This is a genomic window from Bradyrhizobium sp. YCK136 (genome assembly GCF_044570075.1).
Classification (GTDB): domain Bacteria; phylum Pseudomonadota; class Alphaproteobacteria; order Rhizobiales; family Xanthobacteraceae; genus Bradyrhizobium; species Bradyrhizobium diazoefficiens.
In genome coordinates, this window is record NZ_CP172424.1 from 7,619,102 (window position 1) to 7,643,864 (window position 24,763).

A 24,763-nucleotide genomic window follows, 5' to 3' on the forward strand; every position below is an offset into this window, starting at 1 on the left:
CGATATCAGCACGATCCGATCGACAGAATCTCGATCTCCTGCGCGCCCGCTCCCACGACGTCTCCCACCGCCTTCCCGATCAGCGACCTCGCGACCGGCGAGACGAACGAGATCGAGCCGGCCTTCGGGTCGGCTTCGTCCTCGCCGACGATGCGATAGGTCTGCACGCGGCCGTCAGGGCGGCTGAAGGTCACCGTGCTGCCGAAGGCGACGGTGTCGGTCGAGGCCGGGGTGGGAATGACCTGCGCGGTGCGCAGCCGTTCCGTCAGATAGCGCGCGTCGCGCAGGGGGACTGCCGACTGCCGGCGCTTCTCGTTGACGTCGTCGATGGCTTGCGCGGCCTCATAGGCCTCGCGCGCCTCTTGAAGCTGCGTCTGCAAGGCCTGCAAGCCCGCTTCGGTCACGAGGTTCGGATGAGGCGAGATCGGCCGATCCGGCAACAGCGTCTCGGACGCGGTTTCGGCGCTTTCTTCCTTGGTAAAGGCGACGCTCAATTCGTAAATCCTGTCGTACTGTTTTGGCTAACGGCGGTGCGTTCGCGCCGCAATCCCCGGGGATCGGGCGTCCGCACCTCACGGGCGATTGCCCGGACTATATCTCAAGCTGGACGAAACGGCGCAGCTTGAAGACGAGGTCCGGCATGGCCTGGCGGAACCGCGTCGCGTTCTGGAACGTGGTCGAGAATGGCGCGAAGGTGATCATCGCGTTCCAATGCCGGTAGCCGTAGACCGTGACCGAGACGCCGGACGCGGGAAAGTCGTCCAGCTTGCGCAACTCGCCGAGCACGAGATCGGCAATCGCTTCCGCGGGCAGCAATCGTTTGCCATCCGGTGTCGTGGCGATTTTTGCGGGCGGTTCGGCCGGCTTGGCGCCCGCAGGCTCGGCATTGGACGCATTGTCGGGCTTGGCCGGTGCCGCTTCGGGGATGGACGCCTCGACCGGCTCAAATCCATCCGTCGGCGCTGTCGGTGGACCCTCGGTGAGCGGCGGCGGTGCGACGACGTCTGCGCGCTTGTTGCCTCCCAGGATGCTGCTGATCATGGCCACAAGGCCAGCATCCTTCACGTCGTCACTCATTACGTCCCCCGGCTTTGGCCTACTCTAGCACTGCTCCGGCAGATCGCCACAACGTATGTGTGGTCCGCCTCCCGCTGGCCAGGGCCGCCTCCGTGTTGCACCGGCGGCGCGCGCGTCCAATTGCGCCGCGCCGCCGTGCGATCCATCACTGCTTCTCGAACGGAATATATTGCTGGTACTGCCTGGGCACCGAGCTGCGATAGCGCGCGGGCACCGTGCCGGTGTCGACCGAATGATCGATCTCCTGCTGCCGCGTCATCCTCTTCTTCGCCGGCTTCTTCGATGCGCTCTTCTTGGAGTCGGACGGCTGGCCTGACGTGTCGGTGGTCGCGCTCGGCGTTGTCGTCGTCGCGGCCGGAGCGGCGGTCGTCGCCGCAGGTGCCGCGGTCCCGCCGGCGGCCGGAGCGCTCTGCGCCAGCGCGAGCGGTGTTTGCATGAGAAGCGCCAGCGCTGCTGTCGCAGCCAGCAAATATGACCTTAGCATCAGAACCTCCAAAATAACTGACCCGAATGAGGCAAAGCGTAGGCCTCCGGGAGCAACGTGGGCACGTCCGCCGACGGTAGGCCGAAACCCGGCCGCGAACTGTGGCCGAGATCACATTACTCGCCGCGGCTTGCCTCATCATAGACGCACGTCGAACGCAGCGCCCACTGCGGACACCAAGACAAGCACGACAAAGTGTCGGGCAAGTCCCGGAACACGCGGTTCGAGCTGGTGTTCCACATCCAACCGTTCCCAAAGGGAGACTGAAATGCGTCGCACCATCCTCACTCTCGCATCGTTCGTGGCCTTGATTGCCGCGACATTCCCGGCGGCCCAGGCCCACGCCGCCAACGACAGATATTGCCTGCAAGGCCGCATCTGGGGCTATCCCGGCAACTGCCAGTTCGCGACCTATCAGCAGTGCCAAGCCACCGCCTCCGGCACGTCGGCCTATTGCGGCGTCAACCCGCGCTACGCGTTCTCGCAGCAGCGCTATTACTGACGAATTTGCGGCGTGCGCGCATGACGCGCGCGCGCCGCCACAGTTTTACGAAAAGACGGTCCGCTGCGCGCCGCCGGCGAACCGACGCTGCGCCAAGCCGCTTGCACCCGTCGATGACGAGAATGTTATCCGTCATCGCTTTGGGAAAAATTTGCAAAGCCCTGCCGCAGCTTGTCCGCAACGCTCCCTCCCCCCAAAAATCGTCGATGCCTGACAATTGTGATCTATCTCGCTTTCGGCGGGCGTGGTCTAGCCTAGCCTGCATATTCCAGCGCGAACAACTTCAGCTCGATTTGTTTCCATCGTGATTTTCCAGGGAGGTCATTCATGAGCAGCCGCCACAGCATTACTCCGCGCGGCCTGAACGCAACGCGTTCGTCGCTTTCGCAAGGCCGCTTCGGCCGCATGTTCCGCAAGCTCGCCCCGGCGAAATTCGGTCCCAACGACGCCCACAATGTCGCGAACCTTTCCGCGCTGGCCGACAAGATGGTCGCCGATTTCGATGGGCCGAAGGACGGACCGGACGCGGAGGAGAGCGGCATTCCCGCGCTCTACACCTATTTCGGCCAGTTCATCGACCACGACATCACGTTCGATCCCGTCAGTTCGCTGACCAAGCAGCAGGATCCCGACGGGCTCGTCGACTTCCGCACGCCGGCGCTCGATCTGGACAATCTCTACGGCCGCGGTCCGAACGACCAGCCCTACATGTACGACGGCATCAAGTTCCGCCTCGGCGAGAAGCTGACCGGCGCGGGCGTGCCCGATGCCAGCGACCTGCCGCGCTTCAAGGGCCGCGCGCTGATCGGCGATCCCCGCAACGACGAGAACAGCATCGTCTCGCAGTTCCAGGCGCTGATGCTGCGCTTTCACAACCGCATGGTCGACGACAATGACAGCCTGTCGTTCGAAGAGGTGCAGCAGCGCGTCCGCTTCCACTATCAGTACGTCGTGCTGAACGACTTCCTGCCGCGCATCGTCAAGGCCGACGTGCTGAACGCGCTGAAGACCGCGGGCCAATACGACCGCAGCAAGCTCGCCCACTATCACTGGAAGACCTATCCGTTCATGCCGGTCGAGTTCTCGGTTGCGGCCTACCGTCTCGGCCACTCCATGATCCGCCCAGGCTATCGGCTGAACGATGCGGGCAATATGCTGTTGCAGATCTTCCCCGACCCCCACAATCCCGACACGAATGCGCTGACCGGCTTCCGCGCCATGGGCCCGGGCCGCGCCATGGACTGGGGCCGCTTCATCGATCTGGACACGCGCGCTTACGGCGTCGAGGACGACGACACCAATCCCGACAACAAGAAGCGACTTCAGTTCGCCTATCGCATCGATGCCTCGCTGGTGGATCCGCTGCGCAAATTGCCGCCGGAAGTCGCGTCCAATCCGTCGTCGCTGGCGCTGCGCAATCTCGAACGCAGCTGGCGGCTCGGCCTGCCCTCGGGCCAGGCGGTCGCCAGGGCGATGAATTTGACGCCGCTGACGGACGATCAGATCATCATCGGCAAGGCCGTGGACGAGCCCGGCGCAGGCGATCCACAAACCGGGATCGCAACCATCGCGAACGGCGTGTTCGCCGACAACTGTCCGCTCTGGACCTACATCCTGGCCGAGGCGCGGCAGTCCCCAGCCGACGTCCCGATCCCCGTCACGGGCGGCCCCGGCACCGTCAAGACGCCACAGCTCGGTCCCGTCGGCGGCCGCATCGTCGCCGAGGTCTTCCTGGGCATGATGTTCGGCGACAATTCCTCCGTGCTGTCGCAGGACCCGCAATGGACGCCGGTGACCGGCTCCGGCTTCACGCTGAAGGACATCGTTGCCTACGCACTCGGCCAGGGCGATCCGCTGCACTGAGCCTACGCGGACGATGACGCGAGGGCCGCCCGCATCACGCGAGCGGCCTTTTGTCATCGCACGCGACGGGGAGAAGCGACCGGATTCCTAACGCGCATCGAGTGAGCTGAAGATCAGTCAGCTCTCGGGCGTGTCCTCATGAACTCGTCGCGTCCGGTTTGCGCTCAGAAGGCGACATTGAGACCGACAGGCCATCGGTTCGGCCTTGGGCCAGGAGCGGACATCGGCACGCTCGACGGGACGGAGATACCAGGCGCGTTGGCCGGCTTCTGATTGATGACCAACTCGTATCCGCGCACTTGATCTTAGACAATGGTGCGAGCGGCGCCAGGCGTTACAGTTTTTAGGATGGCTATGGCAACCGTTCTCGTCGCGGCGATTCTCACCGCGCTCGCCACTGGGCTTGGCGCACTGCCATTCCTGTTCGTGCGGCGCTTAAGCCCCTATTGGGTGTCGATCGCGAATGCGACCGCTGGCGGCCTGATGTTCGCAGCTACCCACAGCCTAGTCGCAGAGGGCGTCTTGCTCAGCCCAGCGCGGCTGGTGGCTGGCATGCTGCTCGGGCTCGGCGGCATCCTGGCGGGAAGGACGTTAGTCGGCAAACGGCAGCATGCCGCTATCGCCGACCTCTCGGAGCTCGACGCACGCAAAGCGCTGCTGTTCATCGGTGTCATGACGGCGCATTCCTTTGCTGAGGGCGTCGGCGTCGGCGTCTCATTCGGCGGCTCGGACGAGCTTGCGATCTTCATCACCGCCGCCATCGCCGTGCACAACATCCCGGAGGGACTCGCAATCAGTCTCATGCTCGTGCCCCGCGGCATGCCGGTTTGGCAGGCTGCGCTGTGGAGCATCTTCACCAGCCTGCCGCAGCCGTTGATGGCGGTGCCGTCCTATTTGGCCGTAACCGCCTTCGCGCCGTTCCTGCCGATAGGCTTAGGCATCGCAGCAGGCGCGATGGTCTGGATGGTGTTCGCCGAACTGATTCCCGACGCCAACAAGGATGCGCCGGCAAGCGTGGTTGGCGTGACCGTGACATTGGCCTTTGCCGGGATGGTAGCCTTCCAGTATTTGCTGCTGAAGTAGGTGCTGTCTGGCGAGCGAGGGGCGCAGTCGCCGCGACGTCCAGAACCTAGCACTTTGTGGCTGCGCGGCGAAGGAGAACGGGCAAACAATTGGCAGCCGACGCTGCGGCCCAATGACCGCTTGGGGCCAGAAGCTGTCTTAAAAGCGACGACTTGAATTGCCTCATTGTCTTCAGTTGCAGACCGAAGATGGAGAACTAGGTTACTGGGCCTCGGCGATCTTCGGTCCGGATGACAGCATCTGCGCGTTGGCTGCCGAGGGCCGGTTCGACGGCGATGCCGGGTCCGGCGATCGGGAAGCGGCGTCAGGCGGCGCTCCCTGGGATGGCCGACGGGCAGCGGTTGCCGGAAGCACGATCACTTTCGCTCCGACTTTCACCCGCTCATAGAGGTCCTCGACGTCCTCATTGGTCAGCCGGATACAGCCGGACGAAACCCGCTTCCCGATCGTATCGGGCTTGTTGGTGCCGTGAATTCTATATTCGGTCTCGCCCAGATACATCGCCCGGGCGCCGAGCGGGTTGCCGGGACCGCCTGCCATGAAACGCGGCAGATAAGGCTGACGCGAGACCATCTCCGCAGGCGGGCGCCAATCCGGCCATTCTGCTTTGCGAGCCACCGTCTGCTCACCGGACCATGCGAAACCTTCGCGGCCAACACCGATGCCGTAGCGCATCGCCTGCCTGTCGTTCAGAACGAAATAGAGGAATGTGTTTTGGGTATCGATGATCACAGTGCCCGGTGTCTGGTGGCTGGCGTAGTCAACCACCTGCCGGACAAGTGCGCCGGGACCGTCAGCGGCTTTTGGCGGTTCGACCAGCGGGGCCGGGGCCGGGGCCGGAATCGGAGCCGGAGCTGGCTCCGATGCATGAACCGGAGTTGCCACGTAAACCGGGGATGACGATGCCATGGCTTGGGGTGCGGACGGCTTCCCTATGGGTTGCACGCTCGCCGGGCGAGACAGCAAACCGTACCCCAACGCGGCGACGGCCACGACGCCAACTGCAACTCTTGCGGCCATCGGTAGTGCGAACGTCTTCGCCTTTCCACGTTTGGCCCGCTTGCTCATGTCTTTCCCCAGGTCACCATGCCCAAGAGAGGTACCCGGCAACATTTAAGAAACTTCGAAGCGATCCCGCTCAGACTGGAACCCGTTGACGGTGGTTAACGCCGGACTCTTGTGACGCGAAGCGGACACGCTCCGCTGTTTCGTTAACGACGGCTTCGGGTCACAAGCCGTCGCTGCTGGCCAAGCGGACCCTAGCGCAAAGCCCCGAGGCCGAGCTCCGCGAGGCGCGTCGCGAACCAGCGCGAGAGCGGCTCATCGACGAGGCCGCCGACATAGACCTCCGACATCGTCACATGGTGCTTGTCCAGCACCAGCAGCACGCCGATCCAACAGGCGAACCAGACATGCGGATCGGTCAGCGCCCGCAGCTTGTGCTGGTCGTGCGTCACCGACGTGTGATTACTCGCTTTGCGGATCTCGACGCTAAGCAAATTGTTCGGGATCTCGCGCTGATGCACGACGACATCGGGATAGATCGACTTGTCCAGATGGTCGTCGGTCGAGACGATGGTGCCGTGCGGCAGATGCAGCGTGCGCTCGCCGAGCCGGTCGTAGTTGCAATCGACTGACCAGCCGGCGAACTGCTTCTCCAGATGCACGGCGAAGCGATGCGTGATCGCGCGCTCGCCGATGTCCTTTTCGAACAGGAATCCTTCGTGGGCGTAGAAGTCCCGGAGCGCCGCGATCACCTTGTTCAGCTCGGTCTGCATCGTGCCCCCCGGCCCTCGGCGCTCCCTATGATGCGCCCTACATCTGAACTTCGATCAGCCGCGGCCCGGGCTCGGCGACGGCTTCGGCCAGTGCCTTGTTGAACTCGTCGGCATTGGTGACGGCGCGGCCGGGCACGCCCATGCCCTTGGCCAGCGCCACGAAATCCAGCGTCGGACGGTCGAGCCGCAGCATGTCGTTGGCGCGCTGGCCGGGCTCGCCGGCGCCGACATTGTCGAACTCGCCGCGCAGGATCTGGTAGATGCGGTTGGCGAACACGATGGTGACGATGTTGAGGTTCTCGCGCGCCTGGGTCCACAGCGACTGGATCGTGTACATCGCGCTGCCGTCGCCGACCATGGTGATCACCTTGCGGTCCGGGCAGGCGATCGCGGCGCCGATCGAGAGCGGTGTGGAGAAGCCGATCGAGCCGCCCATGTTCTGCAGCCAGTCGTGCGGCGCGGCGGCGGCTGTCGGCGGGAAGAAGGCGCGGCCGGTGGTCAGCGACTCATCGACCAGGATCGCATTCTCGGGGATCGCATAGGCGATCGACTGCGCGATCGACGCGTGGGTCAGCGCGCCGGTCGGCTTGACCAGCTCCTGCACTGCCTGCGGCTTGACGTCCTTGGCACTGGCCTTCACCGCGCCGGCGAGCGCTTCCAGCGCCGCGACCGAATTCTCGCCCCAGGAGGTCATGCGATGGACGTCGCAGCCTTCGGGCCTCAGCACGCTCGGCTTGTTCGGATAGGCGAAGAACGCCACGGGATCGTCGGACTCGACCAGCACGATATGGCGGAACTTCGCCAGCATCGGCAGCGCGTTCTCGATCACGTAGTGGATGCGATCGATCGAGAAGCGGCCGCGGCCGCGCGCCATCTTCGGACGGAAGGTCGGGCCCATCACGGTGCAGCCGGTCTTGGCCGCGATGCGCTCGGCCAGCGCGAGGCCCTGCTCGCTCAGCGCGCTGCCGGTCATCAACAGCAGCGTGCCCTCGCCGTCGCCGTGCAGGATCTTTGCGGCCTGCTCGACCGCCTGCGGCGAATAGCTCGCGCGCTGCTGCTCGGCCGGGACCTCGGCGATGCCGTCGGCCTCGTTCCAGGCGGTGTCGGCGGGCAGGATCAGGGTCGCGATCTGCGGCGGCGCGCTTTTGGCGGCGGCAATCGCCGCGGCGCCGTCAGCGGCCACCGATTTGGAATCCGGCGAGGTGCGGACCCAGGACGACATCGGCCGGGCGAGGCCCTCGATGTCGGAGGTCAGCGGCGCGTTGTAGCCGATATGGTAGACCGCGTGCTGGCCGACGATGTTGACGATGCCGGAATTCGCCTTCTTGGCGTTGTGCAGATTGGCAAGGCCGTTGGCGAGGCCCGGGCCGAGATGCAGCAGGGTCGAGGCCGGGGTGCCCTTCATGCGGAAATAGCCGTCGGCAGCGCCCGTCACCACGCCTTCGAACAGGCCGAGCACGCAGCGCATGCCCGGCACGCGGTCGAGCGCTGCGACAAAATGCATCTCGGAGGTGCCCGGGTTGGTGAAGCAGACGTCGACCCCACCCTTGACCATCGTCCGCACCAGGCTTTCCGCACCGTTCATTCTTTTTGCTCCCACAACCGGCGATTTCGAGTGATCCATCTGACCAATCATTGTTCGCGGCATCCGTCAAAGCAATAGGGGGCATCGCGGCCCTGCCCCGCGCCGCGACGCGCTGGTTTGGCTAACGCTTTTTGGCAAATTGGCCCGGTTGCCGATTTGGTAACGCCATTCGTTAAGGTTGGCTTGTTCGGAAAGGACTTGCCTCACGGGGCCGTGGCTTGCGAAATGCCGGCAAATATGGCCTGTGGCCTTCGTTGAATCGATTTTTTTGCTGGGGGAAACAATGATCCGGTTTTTTGCCGCGCCGATTGCCGCCATTGCACTGCTGACGGCCACCGCCGGCGGCGCCTTTGCCGAAGAGTTCGACTCGCGCGACATCATGGGCGGCGGCCCGAACTTCTTCCGCGGCGGCTCGAGCCCGATCCCCCGCACCACCGTCAACTACTCCGGCAACTATGCCCCCGGCACGATCGTGGTGAACACCTCCGAGCGGCGGCTCTATCTGGTGCTCCAGAACGGCCAGGCGCTGCGCTACGGCATTGGCGTCGGCCGCGACGGCTTCCGCTGGGGCGGGGTGCACAGGATCACCGCCAAGAAGGAGTGGCCGGACTGGACGCCGCCGTCGCAGATGCTGGCCCGCCGGCCCGACCTGCCGCGCCACATGAAGGGCGGCATCGAGAACCCGCTCGGCGCGCGCGCGATGTATCTCGGCTCGACGCTGTACCGCATCCACGGCTCCAACGAGCCGGAGACGATCGGCCAGGCGGTCTCCTCGGGCTGCTTCCGCATGACCAACGACGACGTCAGCGACCTCTATAGCCGCGTCTCGGTCGGCACCACCGTGGTCGTGCTGAACAACTGAAGCGCAATTGCCTCCACGCACGTGGTGTGCTCCCTCTCCCGCTTGCGGGAGAGGGTTGGGGAGAGGGTTGGGGAGAGGGTCTCACCGCAACGGGACAATCCTCCAGAGGAGAGAGCCCTCACCCGCCGCTACGCGGCGACCTCTCCCGCAACCGGGAGAGGTTGAGGGAGCCGCGGCTTCGGCTGGATCACACGAAGTCTGTCACGCTTTTGCTACAGATGATTGGCGGGAACCCGCAGGGCGCGTGAATTTGCGGTCTTGTGCGCGCGACGCGAATGCGGCAGCGTCGGGTGACGATGAGCGCATTGGATCCGCCCTCGCCTTCCCTCCGCATCGCCCTCCTGGCGCTCGCAGCGCTCACCGGTGTGCCTGACACCGCTACCATGGCCGCCGCGGGCGAATTGCCCGCGATCGCCTCGCGCCAGCGCGCCGAGAAGAAGAGCTTTACCGACAGCGAGATCGTCGAGGGTTTTCTCAAGACGGCTTTCGGCGCCGAATACCACCTCGCCGGCCGCGTCGACCGCATCCGCAAGTTCGACGGTCCGGTGCGCGTGTTCGCCGAGAGCGACCGCGCCGACCGCAAGACCCAGCTCGCCAAGGTCGTCGCCGACATCGGCACGCGCGTGCAGCATCTCGACATCGCCATGGCCGGCAGCAGCGAGGCGGCGAACGTGCGGGTGAAGCTCGTGCGCGACCGCGATCTGTTCCGCACCATCTCGAGCTTCTACGGCGCGGAGAAGGCGCGCGAGATCCGCACCTCGCTCGATCCGCAATGCCTGTCCGGCTTCCGCAAGAACGACAATTTCGAGATCGAGCATTCCGACGTCATCCTCACCGTCGACAACGGCGATTTCACCTTCCTCGACTGCGCCTATGAGGAGCTGCTGCAGTCGCTCGGTCCGATCAACGACACCACGAGCGTGCCCTGGACCATGTTCAACGACAACGTCTCGATGGGCTATTTCGACGTCTACGACCAATACATCCTCAACCTGCTCTACGACCCCCGCATCAAGCCCGGCATGACCGTGCTGGAGGTCAAGGCGGTGCTGCCCGCCGTGCTCACCGACGTGCGCGCCTGGGTGAAGCGGGTGAACGATCTGAAGGAGTGAGGGATTCTTACCTCTCGCCGCCTCACACCTTCCTTGCCTTCGTCATCAGGAACTGCTGGCGCATCACGTTGTGGCCGGCGTCGAAATACTCCGAGATCAGCGCCTCGAACTCGGCACGGAAGCTCTTGAGCTTGTCCGGCTCGTCCTTGTACTGGGCGACGAGCTTGATCAAGGGCCCGATCGTCGATTCCATGGTGCGGCGGAAATGCTGCGGGCTGAGTGCCGAAGGCGTCATCATGTCCATCTCGAAAGAGAGATCCTTCGCTTTCCCTGCGAGACGCTCGGCGACGATCTTCGGATCGCCCCACAACACCGGTGATGCCACGCCCTCGGGCGGCGGCAGATGGCGGCCGATCATCGCGAACATCCGTCCGACATACAGATGCGGCGGCCAGGTGGAGAACGCGATGGTGCCGCCAGGCTTCAGCACGCGCAGCATCTCGCCGATGGCAACGTCCGGGCGCGGCGCGAACATGTGGCCGAACTGGCTGAGCACCACGTCGAACTCGTTGTCGCCATAGGGCAGGCTTTCCGCGTCGCCGTCGACGAAGTCGACATCGAGGTTCGCCAGTTGCGCATGCTCGCGGGCGCGCTCGATCAGAACCGGCGACAGGTCGAGACCCCTCACCTTTGCCCCGCGACGCGCCGCCGTGATCGCGACAACGCCGGTGCCGCATCCGACGTCGAGCAGCCTTTGACCGGCGACAACGCCGGCAAAACCGACGAGCTTGGCGGCGGTCGGTGTCGTGAAAACCTCCATCGGCGTGAACAGCGACCAGGCTTCCTTCTGGACAGCCTTGAAACTTGCAAACGGATCCTGCGCGGTCATGGAACTCTCCCATCGCTCGAGGTCGATCCCCATGAGGCGGGCGACGGGCGCGGAAGGTTCAACGCGGGCTGATGGTCGCGGCACTGCGTTCCGGCTGGCGGACCGCCTCACCTGGCATCGGCATACACCGTGGCGCGCGACACGCCGAGATGGGCGGCGATGATGTCGGAGGCGCGGCGCACCTGCATGCTGCCGGCATCGCGCAATTCGCGCAGCAGGGTGCGGCGGTCTTCCGTGGAGAGGGCGCGGGGCGTGGTGGCGCGGCGCGCGGCGAACCGGTCGATATGGGCGCGGATGGCGTCGGCGCCGACGGGGTTGAGGGATTCGGGCGGATTGTTTTGCGCATCGACGCTGACGAACTGGCCGATCGCGCTCTGCAAACCCTGGAACAGCGTCAGATCGACGTTCAGGCAGAGGGCGGCGACGTATGAACCGTCCGCGCCCTTGATGCCGATCGAGGTGCTCTTGGCCTGCCGTCCGTCGGCGAAGCTGTTGGCGTAGTTCGAGATCACCTGCGCGTAGTTGGGATCGGCGATGCGAGCGAGGCCAAGCTCGGTCGCGCCCTGGCCGACCTTGCGGCCCGACAGGTTGTTGTGAATGGCGACGATCGCGTTCGTGGGATCGGTGAGATCGTGCAGCACGACCTCGCAGAACGGCGCAAAGGTCTCCCCCAGCCCCTGCGCGATCTGCTGCAACTGGTCGAACAGCAGCTTTCGTTCGGCCGTGGCCCTGCCCGATGCGGCGGACGCGGATTTGCTGCGGCTCATCGCCCGGCCCTACTGCACGAGATCGGCGACGATTGTGGCGGCCTTCAGCCCCGTGCCGGTGAGCACCGCGACCGTGGTCTCGTTCGCCTTGATGGCGCCAGCGGCGGAGAGCTTGTCCAGCGCGGCGGCTGCGCTGGCGCTGGTCGGCTCGGCGAACAGGCCTTGCCGTGCAAGTCGTCGCAGGGCGGCGACGATCTCGTCCTCGGCGAGCGCAACGGTGCCGCCGCCGCTCTCGCGCAAGGCGGCGATGATCTCGCGCAGACGCAGGGGATTCTTGATCGCGGTGCCCTCGGCGATGGTCTTGCTTACCTCGCGCGCGACCGGCGTATCGACGCCGGCCTTGAAGCTCGCATCGATCGGCGAGCAGTTCTGCGGCTGCGCCGCGAACAGGCGCGGCAGCTTCGCGATCTGGCCGGCCTTCAGCAGCTCGCGGAAGCCGAAGGCGCAACCGAGCAGGCTGCTGCCGGCGCCGACGGGGACGATGACGTTGTCGGGGGCGCGGAAGCCGAGGTCTTCCCAGATTTCATAGGCGAGCGATTTCGTGCCTTCGAGAAAGAACGGCTGCCAGTTGTGGCTGGCGTAAAAAGTCTGGCTCGACTGGCGGATCGCCTCGGCCTCCGACTCCTCGCGTGGCCCTTCGACGAGCTGCACCGCAGCGCCATAGGCGCGCACCTGCGCGATCTTGGCCGGCGACGTCGAGGCCGGCGCCAGGATCTTCACGCGCATGCCGCCGGCGGCACCTAACCCCGCCATCGACGAGCCGCCATTGCCGGAAGAGTCCTCCAGAATGGCGTCGACACCGATCTGCCGCAGGAAGGACAGCATCACGGAGGAGCCCCGGTCCTTGAAGCTGCCGGTTGGGTTGAACCATTCGAGCTTGAACAATGGGCGCAGGTCGCCCCATTCCTGCGCGACTAGCGGCGTGCAGCCCTCGCCGAGCGTGATCGGATTCCTGATCTCGACCGGTAGCGCCGCCCGGTAGCGCCACAGCGACCGCGTGCGCGGCTCGATCTCCTCGCGCGAGATCCCGGCCCCCGGCGTTACCAGCAGCGGCGTGCGCTCGTCCGAGCACCAGCGCGGCTGGTCGAGCGGATAGAGCTTTCCGGTGCGGGGGTCGATGTAGCTGGCGGCGGGCATGGCAGGCTCCATGGCAGAGACGATCTATACGCTTTGTCTGATTATATACGTTCTGTCCAGTCGCGGCGCAATCGCCACAACACCTCTTGAAAACAGGAAAACTAAAACTATTTCAAATCTTTAGGTCTACCGCACGGATCGAACGGTAGGGTTCGACCGGAGCGAGGGCGCGGGATTCACGCGGACCGGGTTGGTTCGCGGACGATGGAATTTGGCGATGAACGCTTGCCGGGCGCTGCACCATTAACTTGTCTGTCGCGCTCGGCCGCTACAATATGTTGGATTGAGCTTGCGCCGCCGGTGCTCCGCATCGGCAACGCAAAGTGAGCCAGGCCCGTCCGAGCGGCGGGCCGTTGGCTTTTTGGGAGCCTGGACATGAGCCGCGCGAACCGTACCGATCACATCCGCCTGACCTCCCATCCGGAGCCGGGCAGAAAGGCCGCCTTTCCGATCCATTGGGGCGCAGCCGATGCGCGCACCCGCGGGCCGATCATCGGCACGGTGTCGCGCGCTGGGGATCGCAACGTGATCGGCAGCCATGGCGGCTCCTATGCGATGTACCGCGCGCTCGCCGTCTCCGCCGGGGCGCTCGATCCCATCAGGCGTCCCGACCTCACCAACACGTTTCCGGCAGCCACCATCGGGCCGTTTCCGCAATGGAACGATCCCGCCAAGATCGTCGCGCTCGACCCCTGGGGGCATCTCGTCGCCGAGAATTTTGGCAAGGAGATCGCCGAGGGCTCCGACATCCGGCCGAGCATCGCGGTGACGCGCGCCCGGCTCGACCTGCCCGAGATCCGCGAGGCGCTGGCCGCAAAACGGCTGCGCGCCGACGGCGAGGTCGTGCATGCCAATGGCAGCGTGTCGGTGGTGAAGATCGCGATCGATCCGGTCTGGTATCTGCCGGGCCTCGCCGCGCGCTTCGGCACCGGCGAGACCGAGCTGCGCCGCACGCTGTTCGAGCAGACCGCCGGCATGTTCCCGGAGCTGGTGACGCGGCCGGACATGAAGGTGTTCCTGCCGCCGATCGGCGGCACCACGGTCTACATGTTCGGCGACGTCAGCAAGCTGCCCGACCATCGCACCAAGATCACCTGCCGCGTGCATGACGAGTGCAACGGCTCCGACGTGTTCGGCTCCGACATCTGCACCTGCCGGCCCTATCTCATCCACGGCATCGAGGAATCCGCGCGCGGCGCGCAGGAGGGCGGGCTCGGGCTCGTCGTCTACAACCGCAAGGAAGGCCGCGCGCTCGGCGAGGTCACCAAATTCCTGGTCTACAACGCCCGCAAGCGCCAGGAGGACGGCGATGCCGCCGCCGCCTATTTCGAGCGGACCGAATGCGTCGCCGGCGTGCAGGACGCGCGCTTCCAGCAATTGATGCCGGATACCATCCACTGGCTGGGGCTGAAGCGCATCGACCGCTTCCTGTCGATGAGCGACATGAAGCACGACGCACTGACCTCGCAGGGCATCGACATCGTCGAGCGCGTTCCGATTCCGCCGGAGCTGATTCCAGCCGACGCCTATGTCGAGATCGCGGCCAAGAAGGCTGCCGGTTACTACTCGACCGACATCGCGCCGGAGAAGGACGTCAACGGCGTGGTCGGGCGTTCGCTGGAAAAATACTGATCGATTGATGGCGGACACCAGAGAACAACAGGCCCGCTCGCTGCTCACCGCAGCAGCGGTTCGCGCGCGCGCCGGGCAGATGCTCGAGCTTGGCCTCAAGGGCGGGCTCAGCCACTTCACGATCGATCTCGACCGCATGGACGGCGTTGCGGACGCGGTGCTCGCGGTCACGCGAAAAGCCTATCCGACGCTGGACGTTCCCTTCCACGCCCGCTGGCGGCATTTTGTGCTCGGCGGCGCCGATCGCTGGGCGCGCCTTGCCGACGCCGCATCGTGGCCGGACCGCGCCGCGCGAGCGCGCGCGGAGTTCGACCTTGCCATCGTCAGCGTGCTGCTCGATGCCGGCGCCGGCGCTGCCTGGCGCTATCGTGACGCGGTGACGGGCGAAAGCATCGGCCGGTCCGAGGGGCTTGCGATCGCGAGCCTCGACATGTTCGCAAGCGGGCTCTTCTCCAGCGATGCCAGCGCGCCGTTCAGGGTCGATGCGAACGTACTCGCGCAATTGCCCCTCGCCGCCCTCACCTCTGCGTTTCAGGTCAGCGACGCCAATCCGCTGCTCGGCCTCGACGGACGCACGGATCTGCTGCGGCGTCTGGGCAAGCAGGTGGCGGACCGAGCCGAGGTTTTCGGCCTGCACGATACGCCGCGGCCCGGCGGATTGTTCGACCACATCGCGGCGCAGGCTGTGGGCGGCGCCATCGCCGCGCCCGCGATCCTGTCCGCGGTGCTGAACCAGCTCGGGCCGATCTGGCCATCGCGGCTGGAGCTTGCAGGGATTCCGCTCGGCGATTGCTGGCGCCATCCGGCGATCAAGGCGGATGATGCGACCGTCGGCCTCGTGCCCCTGCACAAGCTGTCGCAGTGGCTGAGCTATTCGCTGATCGAGCCGCTCCAGCGTGCCGGCTTCGCGGTCACCGACATCGACGGCCTGACCGGACTTGCCGAATACCGCAATGGCGGCCTGTTCGTCGATCACGACGTGCTGCGCCTGCGCGATGCCGCTGATGCAGACCGCGCGCATACGGTGGATTCCCTGCTCGTCGTGGAGTGGCGCGCGCTGACCGTCGCGTTGCTGGATCGTCTTGCCGAACTGGTTCGCACCAAGCTCGGCCGCACGCCTGAGACCTTGCCGCTCGCCAGCATCCTGGAAGGCGGCACCTGGGCCGCGGGCCGCGCCATCGCCTTCGCACGCCGTCCCGACGGTTCGCCGCCGCTCAAGGTGATCAGCGACGGCACGGTTTTCTGACCCTCTCCCCCTGTGGGAGAGGGTGGCTTCGCGAGAGCGAAGCCGGGTGAGGGGTATGTCTCTGCGGGCACATCTCTCGCCGGAGTTTGCTGAAACAGACCCCTCATCCGGCGCTTCGCGCCACCTTGTCCCACAAGGGGAGAAGGAAGAAGCGCCGGCTCGTTGCATTTCAATCAACGCGCATTTCGTTAGGAGCGTTACATGGAAGGCGTGACCATCGTCGATCATCCGCTGGTGCAGCACAAGCTGACGCTGGTGCGGGACAAATCCATCTCGACCAAGTCGTTTCGCGAGCTGATCAAGGAGATCGGCATGCTCTTGTGCTATGAGGTGACGCGCGACCTGCCGCTCGCCGATACCGTCATCGAGACGCCGCTGGCGACGATGCACTCGGCCAAGATCGCCGGCAAGAAGCTGGTGTTCGTACCGATGCTGCGCGCCGGCACCACCTTCGTCGACGGCATGATGGACCTGGTGCCGACCGCCCGCGTCGCGCATATCGGACTCTACCGCGAGCCGCACAGCTTTGCCGCGGTCGAATATTTCTTCAAATCGCCGTCCGATCTCGGCGAGCGGCTTGCGATCGTGGTGACACCGGTGGTCGCCACCGCCAACACGGCCGTGGCCGCCATCGACCGGCTCAAGGAGCGCGGCGCCAAGGACATTCGCCTCGCCTGCCTGATCGCGGCGCCGGAAGGGTTGGAGCGGCTGCGCGGATTGCATCCGGACGTGCCGATCTGGACGGCCGCGGTGGACGAAGGTCTCGACGAGAACGGCTTTATTTTGCCGGGCCTCGGAGACGCCGGCGACCGCGCCTACGGGACGAGATAAGAGCGAAGCCTAAAGCACGATGAGATTAGGTTTGATGCAGCAACGAAGGGACTGCGCTCCCTCTCCCGCTTGCGAGGGAGGGCTGGGGTGGGGGTGTCTCCGCAAGCGGGAGAGGTTGGAACGAGCCCGCGGCCAATCGATTCAACTCAAAGCCATCCGCTCTAGATCTTCCCGCTGCCGCAAATGCCCTTCAGCGCCTGCCACTCCGCGTCCGTCAGTAGCGGCGGGCCGCTGACGGGACGATCTTCCCTGGTCATGCGGGCGAGACGGTCCTCGGTCAGCGGGTGGCTCGACAGGATCGTGAAACCGCTGCCGCCTTCCTTGCCGGTGATGCGGAACATCAGCTCGGCCGAGGGCTTCGGCGAGCGGCCGAGCGCGTGCATGATGTCGATGGCGAAGGTGTCGGCGCCGGTCTCGGCCTCGCGCGAATAGGAGGCCTCGACCACGCTGCGCGAGGCGAAGATCACGGCGGATGAGCCGGTGACGTCGCCGAACAGCAGGCCGATCAGGAACGAGGTGCCGCCGTTGTAGATCAGGCCGCGCATGTTGTCGTGATGCTTGAGATGGCCGAGCTCGTGGGCGAGGATGCCGGCAAGCTCGTCGGGGCTTTCGGCCCTGTCGAGCAGGCCCTGCAGCAAGAACACCTTGCCGCCGGGCAGCGCGAACGCGTTCGGCACCGGGGTCGGCAGCACGCCCGCGGTCATGGAATCGTCATCGAGGCCGGCGGCATCGCGCAAGCGGTTGACCAGTTTTGTGAACGCGGCCTTGCCCGCGGGGTCTTCGCACGTGCGGCCGCCGAAGATGGTCTTCACCTGGACCTCGGACGCATCGCCAATGCGGCGCTCGATCGGCTTCGGCACCAGCGGCGCGAGGCGATCGGCAGCGAGCGGCACGCCGAACAGCACGATACAGACGATCGAGACGGCGGCGGCCACCGACCAGCCGACGATTTTCGCGATACCGCGGCGTGTGGTCTGGTGCTCGTCGAGACGCATGCAGCGGACGCTCACGTCTGCCGCGAGTGCAGTATCGCGAATCTCCAGCCGTGCCAGCGGCGGCGCGGACGTCGAGGCCAGACGCAGGACACCGGCCGGACTGTCGGCACGCCGAATGTCGGCATAGGCCCAGCGAACGGGCGTCGCGCCCTCTTCAACGATCTCGAGCGCATCACCGAGCGTCAGCGTCACCTGCCGCCTGCGGCTCGACACGCCGTCGAAGTAGATCGTCGGCTTTGCGGACTGCGCCGGAGCCTCGGTGGACAACTCACTCACAGATCAGAATCCCGCGACATCGAGCCCATCGGCAAAGCCTTCGCCGAGCGCGCTGGCGAGCTCGCCGCTGCCGCGCACATCCGCCGCGGCTCCGATGTTATGCACCTCGACGGTCTCCAGCACCTTGGCCCAGAGATCGCGCTGAAGATAGACCCGCATGATGATGTTGATCGCAAGCGCCAGGGCGAAATAGCCGATGACCATCATCGCCAGCATCGGAATGCTCTTGGCGGTATTGTCGGGGCCGAACACCTGCTCGACCGGAAGGCCGCTCAGCTTGACGACGAGCATGGTGGCACCGCCGAGATAGGCGGCGAAAATGATCGAGAGCAGCATCCACCAGCCGATCACCTTCCAGTACAGGCCGTAGAATGCGTTATGCGGCAGCTCCGAGGACAGGCTGACGCCGCCGATGCGGATGCCGTCCAGCCACCAGCGCCATTCGCGCGCCTTGAACTCGGCATAGAAGAACGGGGCGAGCGGGAAGATGACCAGCGCGATCGGGCTGAGCAGCCAGAGCCACCAGCCGCGCTTGAAGAACGTCCAGCCATCGCCTTCGAAATCGCCGGAGAGATCACCGTAATGGGTGTGCTGCATCTTGTAGCGTTCGAGCGAAGCCTCGCGCCAGGGCAGCGCCAGGCCGAGCGTCAGGAACACCAGCAGGCCCCACAGCATGGCCCGGAACGAATAGGCCCAGCCCGAGCCGTCCATCCAGAACCGCACGCCGCGCCAGACCGTGCGGGTCAGGCGATAGCGCCGCGCGCGAAAGATCGCGAACTGGCCGAAGGCATAAAAGCTGATGAACAGCGGCGTCGAGGCAAAGCCCTGCCAGCGCTCGAACTCGATACCGATGAGGAAATAGGCGAGATAGATCGGCACGAGGATCGCCAGCGCGAACAGGAAGCCGATCAACAGCTCCTTGCCCCGGCCGGTATATTCGGCGGCGTCGCCGTCGATCGACGTGTTCGACCACAAGTGACGGCGGATGTCGGTGACGAGCCAGAACCGGTAGAAGCCGAAAGTGACCAGCTCCAGCATGGCACCCTTGGTGACCATTTTGCGGAACACGGAGCGGTCGCCGGCGAAGTCGACGCGCGTGGGCGGCAGTGGCGGCGGGACGGGCTCGGAGCCGATAGGGGCCCATTGCATGTCGTTCACGGCAGCAACCTCGGGATGTTGGCCTGTTGCGGTCAAACTATAGATCAGAGATTGGTCGATCCCCAAGACGGGCGGGTTCGATTTACCTCGATTCCAGTCGATTTCTGGCACGTTTCCCGGTCAAACGGCGTGCGGGAGATCACGTTGACACATCTGCGTGACGGAAGCCGGATACTCACGCAAAGGTTGGATGTGGCAAAACTCGCCCTTGCCCCGACGCAGACAACCGGCTGTAATTGCAAATCAAATACCGCAGCGCAGAATTCAACGAGAACGCGCGGTTCACGTCAGGGAGAGCGGTCATGCACGGGACCATCGAAAGCACGGCAAAGCTCGATGCATTGCGCGAGCGCGCCACGTCACTGCCGCTGGAGCAATTCGATCCGGGCGATCCTGAATTGTTCAGGACCGATACGTTCTGGCCCTATTTCGACCGCCTGCGCCGTGAAGACCCCGTGCACTACTGCAAGGACTCGATGTTCGGGCCGTACTGGTCGGTGACGCGCTACAACGACATCATGGAGATCGAGACCAACCATTCAGTGTTCTCCTCGGCCTCCGCGCTCGGCGGCATCACCATCCGCGACATCGATCCCGACCTGCGCCGCGAAAGCTTCATCTCGATGGACCCGCCGCGCCATGCGGCACAGCGCAAGACCGTGGCGCCGATGTTCACGCCGACGCATCTGGACAATCTCGCGCTCAACATCCGCGCCCGCTCGGCCGAGTGCCTCGACAATCTGCCGCGCGGCGAGGTGTTCGACTGGGTCGACCGCGTCTCGATCGAGCTCACCACGCAGATGCTGGCGGTGCTGTTCGACCTCCCCTGGGAGGACCGCCGCAAGCTGACGCGCTGGTCGGATATCGCCACCACCATTCCCGGCCCCGACGGCCTCGTCGCCACCGAAGACGAGCGGCAGGCCGAGTTGACCGAATGCGCCGGCTATTTCGCGCGCCTGTGGAAGGAGCGCATCGAACAGCCTCCTAAGAGCGACCTGCTTTCCATGATGGCGCATGGCGCGGCGACGCGCGACATGGACGCGAAGAACTTCCTCGGCAATCTCGTCCTTTTGATCGTCGGCGGCAACGACACCACCCGCAACACCATGTCGGGCTCAATCTACGCGCTGAGCCAGCATCCGGAGCAATATCGCAAGCTGCGCGAGAATCCGGCGCTGCTCGACAGCTTCGTGCCGGAAGTGATCCGCTGGCAGACGCCGCTGGCGCATATGCGCCGCACCGCACTCTCCGACTTCGAGTTCCGCGGCAAGCAGATCAAGAAAGGTGATAAGGTCGTGATGTGGTACGTCTCGGGCAACCGCGACGAGGAGGCGATCGAGAAGCCCTACGATTTCATCATCGACCGCGCCCGCCCGCGCACGCATCTGTCCTTCGGCTTCGGCATCCACCGCTGCGTCGGCTTGCGGCTTGCCGAACTCCAGCTCAAGATTATCTGGGAAGAGATCCTCAAGCGCTTCGATCATATCGACGTGGTCGGCGAACCCAAGCGGGTCTATTCGAGTTTCGTAAAGGGACTTGAAACCTTGCCGGTGAAGATTGCGGCGTAGATTCGCAGTAAGATGAGCGTGAACGACATCCACAAGGAAGCTGCGCCCCCTCTCCCGCTTGCGGGGGAGGGCTGGGGTGGGGGTGTTTCCGCGGGCGAGAGCCCCCAAGAGGAAAGAGCCCTCACCCGGCGCTACGCCATAGCCGAGGCTGCGCCTCGGCGTTCTAAGTGGACGGCCGCCGAAGGCGGCCTATGCCTCTCCCGCAAGGGGGAGAGGTTAGAAAAACAACTGGAGCCACGACCATGAACATCCAGACGCCGGTTAAAGTGGACAAGGCCGAACGCATGCGCAGGGCGCGCGAGGAAGCCTACGCGACCCCGCTCGCGCAGTTCCACCCCGGCGCCCCCAGGCTGTTCCAGGACGACACGCTGTGGCCGTGGTTCGAGCGGCTGCGCAAGGAAGAGCCGGTGCATTACTGCACCAACGCGCCGATCGAGCCGTACTGGTCGGTGGTGAAATACAACGACATCATGCATGTCGATACCAATCACGGCATCTTCTCCTCCGACTCGACGCTCGGCGGCATCTCGATCCGCGACGTGCCGGAAGGCTACGACTATCCGAGCTTCATCGCGATGGACCAGCCCCGGCATTCGGCGCAGCGCAAGACGGTGTCGCCGATGTTCACGCCGACGCATCTGGACGAGCTGGCAAAGTTGATCCGCCAGCGCTCGCAGACCGTGCTCGACAACCTGCCGCGCAACGAGACCTTCAACTTCGTCGAGCGCGTCTCGATCGAATTGACGACGCAGATGCTGGCGACGCTGTTCGACTTCCCCTGGGAGGAACGGCGCAAGCTGACCCGCTGGTCCGACGTCTCGACCGCGCTGCCCAAGAGCGGCATCGTCGCCTCGGCCGAAGAGCGCCGCCGCGAGATGGACGAATGCTCCGCCTACATGTCCAAGCTGTGGAACGAGCGCGTCAACTCCGCCCCGCGCAACGATCTGTTGTCCCTGATGGCCCATAACGACGCGACGCGCTTCATGGACCCCGACAATCTCATGGGCAACATCATCCTGCTCATCGTCGGCGGCAACGACACCACGCGCAACACCATGACCGGCTCGGTGCTGGCGCTGAACGAGAACCCCGAGCAATACGACAAGCTGCGCGCCAACCCTGCGCTGATCGACTCCATGGTGCCGGAGGTGATCCGCTGGCAGACCCCGCTCGCCCATATGCGGCGCACCGCGCTGCAGGATACCGAGATCGGCGGCAAGCACATCAAGAAAGGCGACCGCGTCGTGATGTGGTACGTCTCCGGCAACCGCGACGAGGAGGCGATCGACCGCCCGAACGAGTTCATCATCGACCGCCCGCGACCGCGCACCCACCTCTCCTTCGGCTTCGGCATCCACCGCTGCGTCGGCATGCGCCTCGCCGAACTCCAGCTCAAGATCGTCTGGGAGGAGATGCTGAAGCGCTTCGACCGCATCGAGGTGGTCGGCGAGCCCAAGCGGATCTATTCGAGCTTCATCAAGGGGTATGAGTCGCTGCCGGTGAGGATTCCGGGGTAGCGATTACGCCGTCCTTGCGGCGCATTCGACTTTATCCCCTCACCCTGAGGAGCGCGCTCTTTCGCGCGCGTCTCGAAGGGCGAGGCCGAGAGCCGGGCCTGCATCCTTCGAGACGCGCGAAGACGCGCTCCTCAGGATGAGGATCGGGCCCCTGGCCCAGCTATAAAATTTCGGCATGACAGGTCGCGCCAGATACGAAGGCAAGATGGCGCGCGGCTGTTCTACGACACGGCATCTAGCTCAACTTGATGTCCCACAGGCCTTCCTTGCGGCAGGCGGCGACCTCCTCGCGCAGGAGCGCGGTGATGGCCAGCGAGGCCGTCGAGGCCGGGCGGTCGATCGGAGAAGCGAAAATGAGCTCGCGCGTCATCGGCCTGGACACGACAGCGGTTTCCAGCCGCCCGTCCGCGACCTCGCCGTGGACCGACGAGGGCGGCAGCAGCGCGAAACCGAGCCCCTCCTCCACGAGGCTCGTCAGCACCCGAAACGAATCCGCCTCGAGCTGGACGTTGAGCTTGATCTTGCGCTGGGCGGCCGCGTGCTCGATCAACGCACGGAGGCCGTGGGAATGACTCGGCAGCACCAGCCGCTGCCGGAGCAGCCAGCCGATCTCGACGCTTTTCTTGCGCGCAAGGCCGCAGCCGCGCGGGCCGACCGCGACGATGTTGTCGCGGCCGAGGCTCTGCACGTTGAGATGCAGATCGGCCGAGCGGCCGTAGAGGATAGCGAGATCCATCTCGCCGCGGTGCAGCCATTCGACCAGGTGGCCGCTGTAGCTCTCGACAATGCGCAGCGAAATGCCGGGAAATTTCTCGACGCAGCGCCGCGCGAAGCGCGCCGACAGCACGCAGCTCACGGTCGGAACCAGGCCAAGCACGACCTGGCCGGACGGCGGCCCCTTGGCCGACTGGATGTCGTCGCGGATCTGGTCGATCTGCCGCACGATGCCGGAGGTGCGTGCGAGCAGAAGCCGCCCGGCCTCGGTCAGCACCATGCCGCGGCCGTTGCGCGTGAACAGCTCGATGCGCAGCTCGTGTTCCAGAAGCTTGATCTGGCGGCTGAGCGCCGGCTGCGCCACGCGCAGCGTGTCGGACGCCTTGGAGAGGCTGCCGAGCTCCGCCACGCAACTGAAGGTCCTGAGCTGCCGGAAATCCATGCTTGCCAATCCTCGAAGGCTACTCCATACGCTATAGCAAATGAGCATAGGGGGCGGGCGTTGTTTTCACAACGCCAGAGGATCGGCCGGCGTTATCTTAACTGCCGCTACAATTGGGAAACGCCATGAGTGAAGACCACCACAGCGAAGATCACGCCGACATCCGCGAAGCCGTCGCAAAGCTCTGCGCGCAGTTTCCCGGCGAATACTGGCGCAAGCTCGATCGCGAGATGGCCTATCCGAAGGCCTTCGTCGACGCGCTGACCGAGGCCGGGTATCTCTCGGTGCTGATCCCCGAGGAATATGGCGGCGCGGGCCTGAAGCTTTCCGCGGCGGCCGCAATCCTCGAAGAGATCCAGCGCGCAGGCTGCAATGGCGGCGGCTGCCATGCCCAGATGTACACGATGGGCACGGTGCTGCGGCACGGCAATGCCGAGCAGAAGGCAAAATATCTGCCGAAGATCGCGAGCGGCGAATTGCGCCTGCAGGCCTTCGGCGTCACCGAGCCGACCAGCGGCACCGACACCTCCTCGCTGAAGACCTTTGCGCGCAAGGAAGGCAACGACAGCTACATCGTCAACGGCCAGAAGATCTGGACCAGCCGCGCCGAGCATTCCGACCTGATGGTGCTGCTGGCGCGCACCACGCCGAAGGAGCAGGTCAAGAAGCGCACCGACGGCCTTTCCGTGTTCATCGTCGACATGCGCGAGGCCAAGAACAACGGCCTCGAGATCCGCCCGATCCGCACCATGATGAACCACGCCACCACCGAAGTGTTCTTTACCGACATGAAGGTGCCGGCGGAGAATCTGATCGGCGATGAAGGCAAGGGCTTTCGCTACATCCTCTCCGGCATGAATGCCGAGCGCATCCTGATCGCGGCCGAATGCGTCGGCGACGCCAAATGGTTCATCGCCAAGGCCACGAACTATGCCAAGGAGCGCAGCGTTTTCGGCCGGCCGATCGGCCAGAACCAGGGCATCCAGTTTCCGATCGCGAAAGCCTACGCCTCGATGCGCGCGGCCGAGCTGATGGTGAAGGAAGCCACCCGCAAATACGAGGCCGGGCTCGACTGCGGCGCGGAAGCCAACATGGCGAAGATGCTGGCGGCGGATGCGTCCTGGGAAGCGGCCAATGCCTGCATCCAGACCCATGGCGGCTTCGGCTTTGCCGAGGAATACGACGTCGAGCGCAAATTCCGCGAGACGCGGCTCTACCAGGTGGCGCCGATCTCGACCAATCTGGTGCTGTCCTTTGTCGCCGAGCATGTGCTCGGCATGCCCCGCTCGTACTGAGGCGGCGATC

General features: G+C 65.0%; 23 protein-coding genes. 11 read left to right on the top strand and 12 right to left on the bottom strand.

Going from position 1 to position 24,763, the window contains the following annotated elements; genetic code table 11:
* Positions 1 to 5: 5 nt before the first annotated feature.
* The 3 genes from greA to ACFLEY_RS36780 all read right to left on the bottom strand — a co-directional run bounded on the left by greA (position 6) and on the right by ACFLEY_RS36780 (position 1,561).
* Complete coding sequence (gene greA / locus ACFLEY_RS36770; RefSeq protein WP_060910668.1) at positions 6 to 494, bottom strand: transcription elongation factor GreA; 489 nt, start codon at positions 492 to 494, stop codon at positions 6 to 8.
* A gap of 97 nt (positions 495 to 591) precedes the next feature.
* Positions 592 to 1,077: a hypothetical protein gene (locus tag ACFLEY_RS36775; RefSeq protein ID WP_060910667.1), complete on the bottom strand. Its 486-nt coding sequence runs from the start codon at positions 1,075 to 1,077 to the stop codon at positions 592 to 594.
* 145 nt (positions 1,078 to 1,222) lie between these two features.
* A complete protein-coding gene (locus ACFLEY_RS36780; RefSeq protein ID WP_060912931.1) occupies positions 1,223 to 1,561 on the bottom strand; it encodes a hypothetical protein in 339 nt (112 codons plus the stop codon).
* Between the two features lie 268 nt (positions 1,562 to 1,829).
* Between ACFLEY_RS36780 and ACFLEY_RS36785 the strand changes: the two genes are divergently transcribed.
* From ACFLEY_RS36785 to ACFLEY_RS36795, 3 genes are all read left to right on the top strand, one after another.
* A complete protein-coding gene (locus tag ACFLEY_RS36785; RefSeq protein ID WP_060910666.1) occupies positions 1,830 to 2,063 on the top strand; it encodes a DUF3551 domain-containing protein in 234 nt (77 codons plus the stop codon).
* 327 nt (positions 2,064 to 2,390) lie between these two features.
* Positions 2,391 to 3,926: a heme peroxidase family protein gene (locus ACFLEY_RS36790; RefSeq protein WP_060910665.1), complete on the top strand. Its 1,536-nt coding sequence runs from the start codon at positions 2,391 to 2,393 to the stop codon at positions 3,924 to 3,926.
* Positions 3,927 to 4,280: 354 nt separating this feature from the next.
* The gene (locus ACFLEY_RS36795) at positions 4,281 to 5,009 is read left to right on the top strand and encodes a ZIP family metal transporter (protein WP_162494155.1); all 729 of its coding nucleotides are present in this window, start codon (positions 4,281 to 4,283) and stop codon (positions 5,007 to 5,009) included.
* Between the two features lie 201 nt (positions 5,010 to 5,210).
* Here the strand turns inward: ACFLEY_RS36795 and ACFLEY_RS36800 are convergent, their stop codons facing one another.
* The 3 genes from ACFLEY_RS36800 to ACFLEY_RS36810 form a co-directional block, all read right to left on the bottom strand.
* A complete protein-coding gene (locus ACFLEY_RS36800) occupies positions 5,211 to 6,077 on the bottom strand; it encodes a L,D-transpeptidase (RefSeq protein ID WP_060912930.1) in 867 nt (288 codons plus the stop codon).
* A 191-nt stretch (positions 6,078 to 6,268) separates the two neighbouring features.
* Complete coding sequence (locus ACFLEY_RS36805; RefSeq protein ID WP_060910664.1) at positions 6,269 to 6,787, bottom strand: hypothetical protein; 519 nt, start codon at positions 6,785 to 6,787, stop codon at positions 6,269 to 6,271.
* 37 nt (positions 6,788 to 6,824) lie between these two features.
* Entirely contained in the window at positions 6,825 to 8,372 is a 1,548-nt protein-coding gene (locus tag ACFLEY_RS36810; RefSeq protein ID WP_028172956.1) for an acetolactate synthase large subunit, read from the bottom strand.
* Positions 8,373 to 8,655: 283 nt separating this feature from the next.
* Here ACFLEY_RS36810 and ACFLEY_RS36815 point away from each other — a divergent pair, with 283 nt between their 5' ends.
* Together ACFLEY_RS36815 and ACFLEY_RS36820 are read left to right on the top strand one after the other, a co-directional pair.
* Positions 8,656 to 9,234: a L,D-transpeptidase gene (locus ACFLEY_RS36815; RefSeq protein WP_028172955.1), complete on the top strand. Its 579-nt coding sequence runs from the start codon at positions 8,656 to 8,658 to the stop codon at positions 9,232 to 9,234.
* 296 nt (positions 9,235 to 9,530) lie between these two features.
* Positions 9,531 to 10,346 carry a DUF2927 domain-containing protein gene (locus tag ACFLEY_RS36820; RefSeq protein ID WP_060912929.1) on the top strand — a complete coding sequence of 272 codons (816 nt, stop codon included), beginning with the start codon at positions 9,531 to 9,533 and terminating at the stop codon, positions 10,344 to 10,346.
* Between the two features lie 22 nt (positions 10,347 to 10,368).
* Here the strand turns inward: ACFLEY_RS36820 and ACFLEY_RS36825 are convergent, their stop codons facing one another.
* The 3 genes from ACFLEY_RS36825 to ACFLEY_RS36835 form a co-directional block, all read right to left on the bottom strand.
* Positions 10,369 to 11,175 carry a class I SAM-dependent methyltransferase gene (locus ACFLEY_RS36825; protein ID WP_060912928.1) on the bottom strand — a complete coding sequence of 269 codons (807 nt, stop codon included), beginning with the start codon at positions 11,173 to 11,175 and terminating at the stop codon, positions 10,369 to 10,371.
* A gap of 107 nt (positions 11,176 to 11,282) precedes the next feature.
* Positions 11,283 to 11,942: a transcriptional regulator gene (locus ACFLEY_RS36830; protein WP_060910663.1), complete on the bottom strand. Its 660-nt coding sequence runs from the start codon at positions 11,940 to 11,942 to the stop codon at positions 11,283 to 11,285.
* A gap of 9 nt (positions 11,943 to 11,951) precedes the next feature.
* The gene (locus ACFLEY_RS36835) at positions 11,952 to 13,079 is read right to left on the bottom strand and encodes a threonine synthase (RefSeq protein ID WP_060912927.1); all 1,128 of its coding nucleotides are present in this window, start codon (positions 13,077 to 13,079) and stop codon (positions 11,952 to 11,954) included.
* Positions 13,080 to 13,454: 375 nt separating this feature from the next.
* Here ACFLEY_RS36835 and ACFLEY_RS36840 point away from each other — a divergent pair, with 375 nt between their 5' ends.
* From ACFLEY_RS36840 to upp, 3 genes are all read left to right on the top strand, one after another.
* Positions 13,455 to 14,711, top strand: a complete 1,257-nt coding sequence (locus ACFLEY_RS36840) for a GTP cyclohydrolase II (protein WP_028172951.1) — start codon at positions 13,455 to 13,457, stop codon at positions 14,709 to 14,711.
* 7 nt (positions 14,712 to 14,718) lie between these two features.
* Positions 14,719 to 15,957, top strand: a complete 1,239-nt coding sequence (locus ACFLEY_RS36845) for a URC4/urg3 family protein (protein WP_060910662.1) — start codon at positions 14,719 to 14,721, stop codon at positions 15,955 to 15,957.
* A 201-nt stretch (positions 15,958 to 16,158) separates the two neighbouring features.
* Complete coding sequence (upp, locus tag ACFLEY_RS36850; RefSeq protein WP_011089974.1) at positions 16,159 to 16,788, top strand: uracil phosphoribosyltransferase; 630 nt, start codon at positions 16,159 to 16,161, stop codon at positions 16,786 to 16,788.
* A 161-nt stretch (positions 16,789 to 16,949) separates the two neighbouring features.
* On the opposite strand, the gene ACFLEY_RS36855 is transcribed toward upp, so the two are convergent.
* Positions 16,950 to 18,059 carry a M48 family metallopeptidase gene (locus ACFLEY_RS36855; RefSeq protein ID WP_060910661.1) on the bottom strand — a complete coding sequence of 370 codons (1,110 nt, stop codon included), beginning with the start codon at positions 18,057 to 18,059 and terminating at the stop codon, positions 16,950 to 16,952.
* A 3-nt stretch (positions 18,060 to 18,062) separates the two neighbouring features.
* Complete coding sequence (locus ACFLEY_RS36860; protein ID WP_038965475.1) at positions 18,063 to 19,217, bottom strand: YjgN family protein; 1,155 nt, start codon at positions 19,215 to 19,217, stop codon at positions 18,063 to 18,065.
* Between the two features lie 302 nt (positions 19,218 to 19,519).
* Here ACFLEY_RS36860 and ACFLEY_RS36865 point away from each other — a divergent pair, with 302 nt between their 5' ends.
* On the top strand, positions 19,520 to 20,785 hold the full coding sequence (locus ACFLEY_RS36865) for a cytochrome P450 (RefSeq protein WP_211433774.1): 1,266 nt from the start codon (positions 19,520 to 19,522) through the stop codon (positions 20,783 to 20,785).
* 242 nt (positions 20,786 to 21,027) lie between these two features.
* A complete protein-coding gene (locus ACFLEY_RS36870) occupies positions 21,028 to 22,302 on the top strand; it encodes a cytochrome P450 (protein WP_060910659.1) in 1,275 nt (424 codons plus the stop codon).
* Positions 22,303 to 22,537: 235 nt separating this feature from the next.
* Here ACFLEY_RS36870 and ACFLEY_RS36875 read toward each other — a convergent pair whose 3' ends face one another.
* The gene (locus tag ACFLEY_RS36875) at positions 22,538 to 23,458 is read right to left on the bottom strand and encodes a LysR substrate-binding domain-containing protein (RefSeq protein ID WP_028172945.1); all 921 of its coding nucleotides are present in this window, start codon (positions 23,456 to 23,458) and stop codon (positions 22,538 to 22,540) included.
* A gap of 125 nt (positions 23,459 to 23,583) precedes the next feature.
* Between ACFLEY_RS36875 and ACFLEY_RS36880 the strand changes: the two genes are divergently transcribed.
* Entirely contained in the window at positions 23,584 to 24,753 is a 1,170-nt protein-coding gene (locus ACFLEY_RS36880) for an acyl-CoA dehydrogenase family protein (RefSeq protein ID WP_060910658.1), read from the top strand.
* Positions 24,754 to 24,763 lie beyond the last annotated feature (10 nt).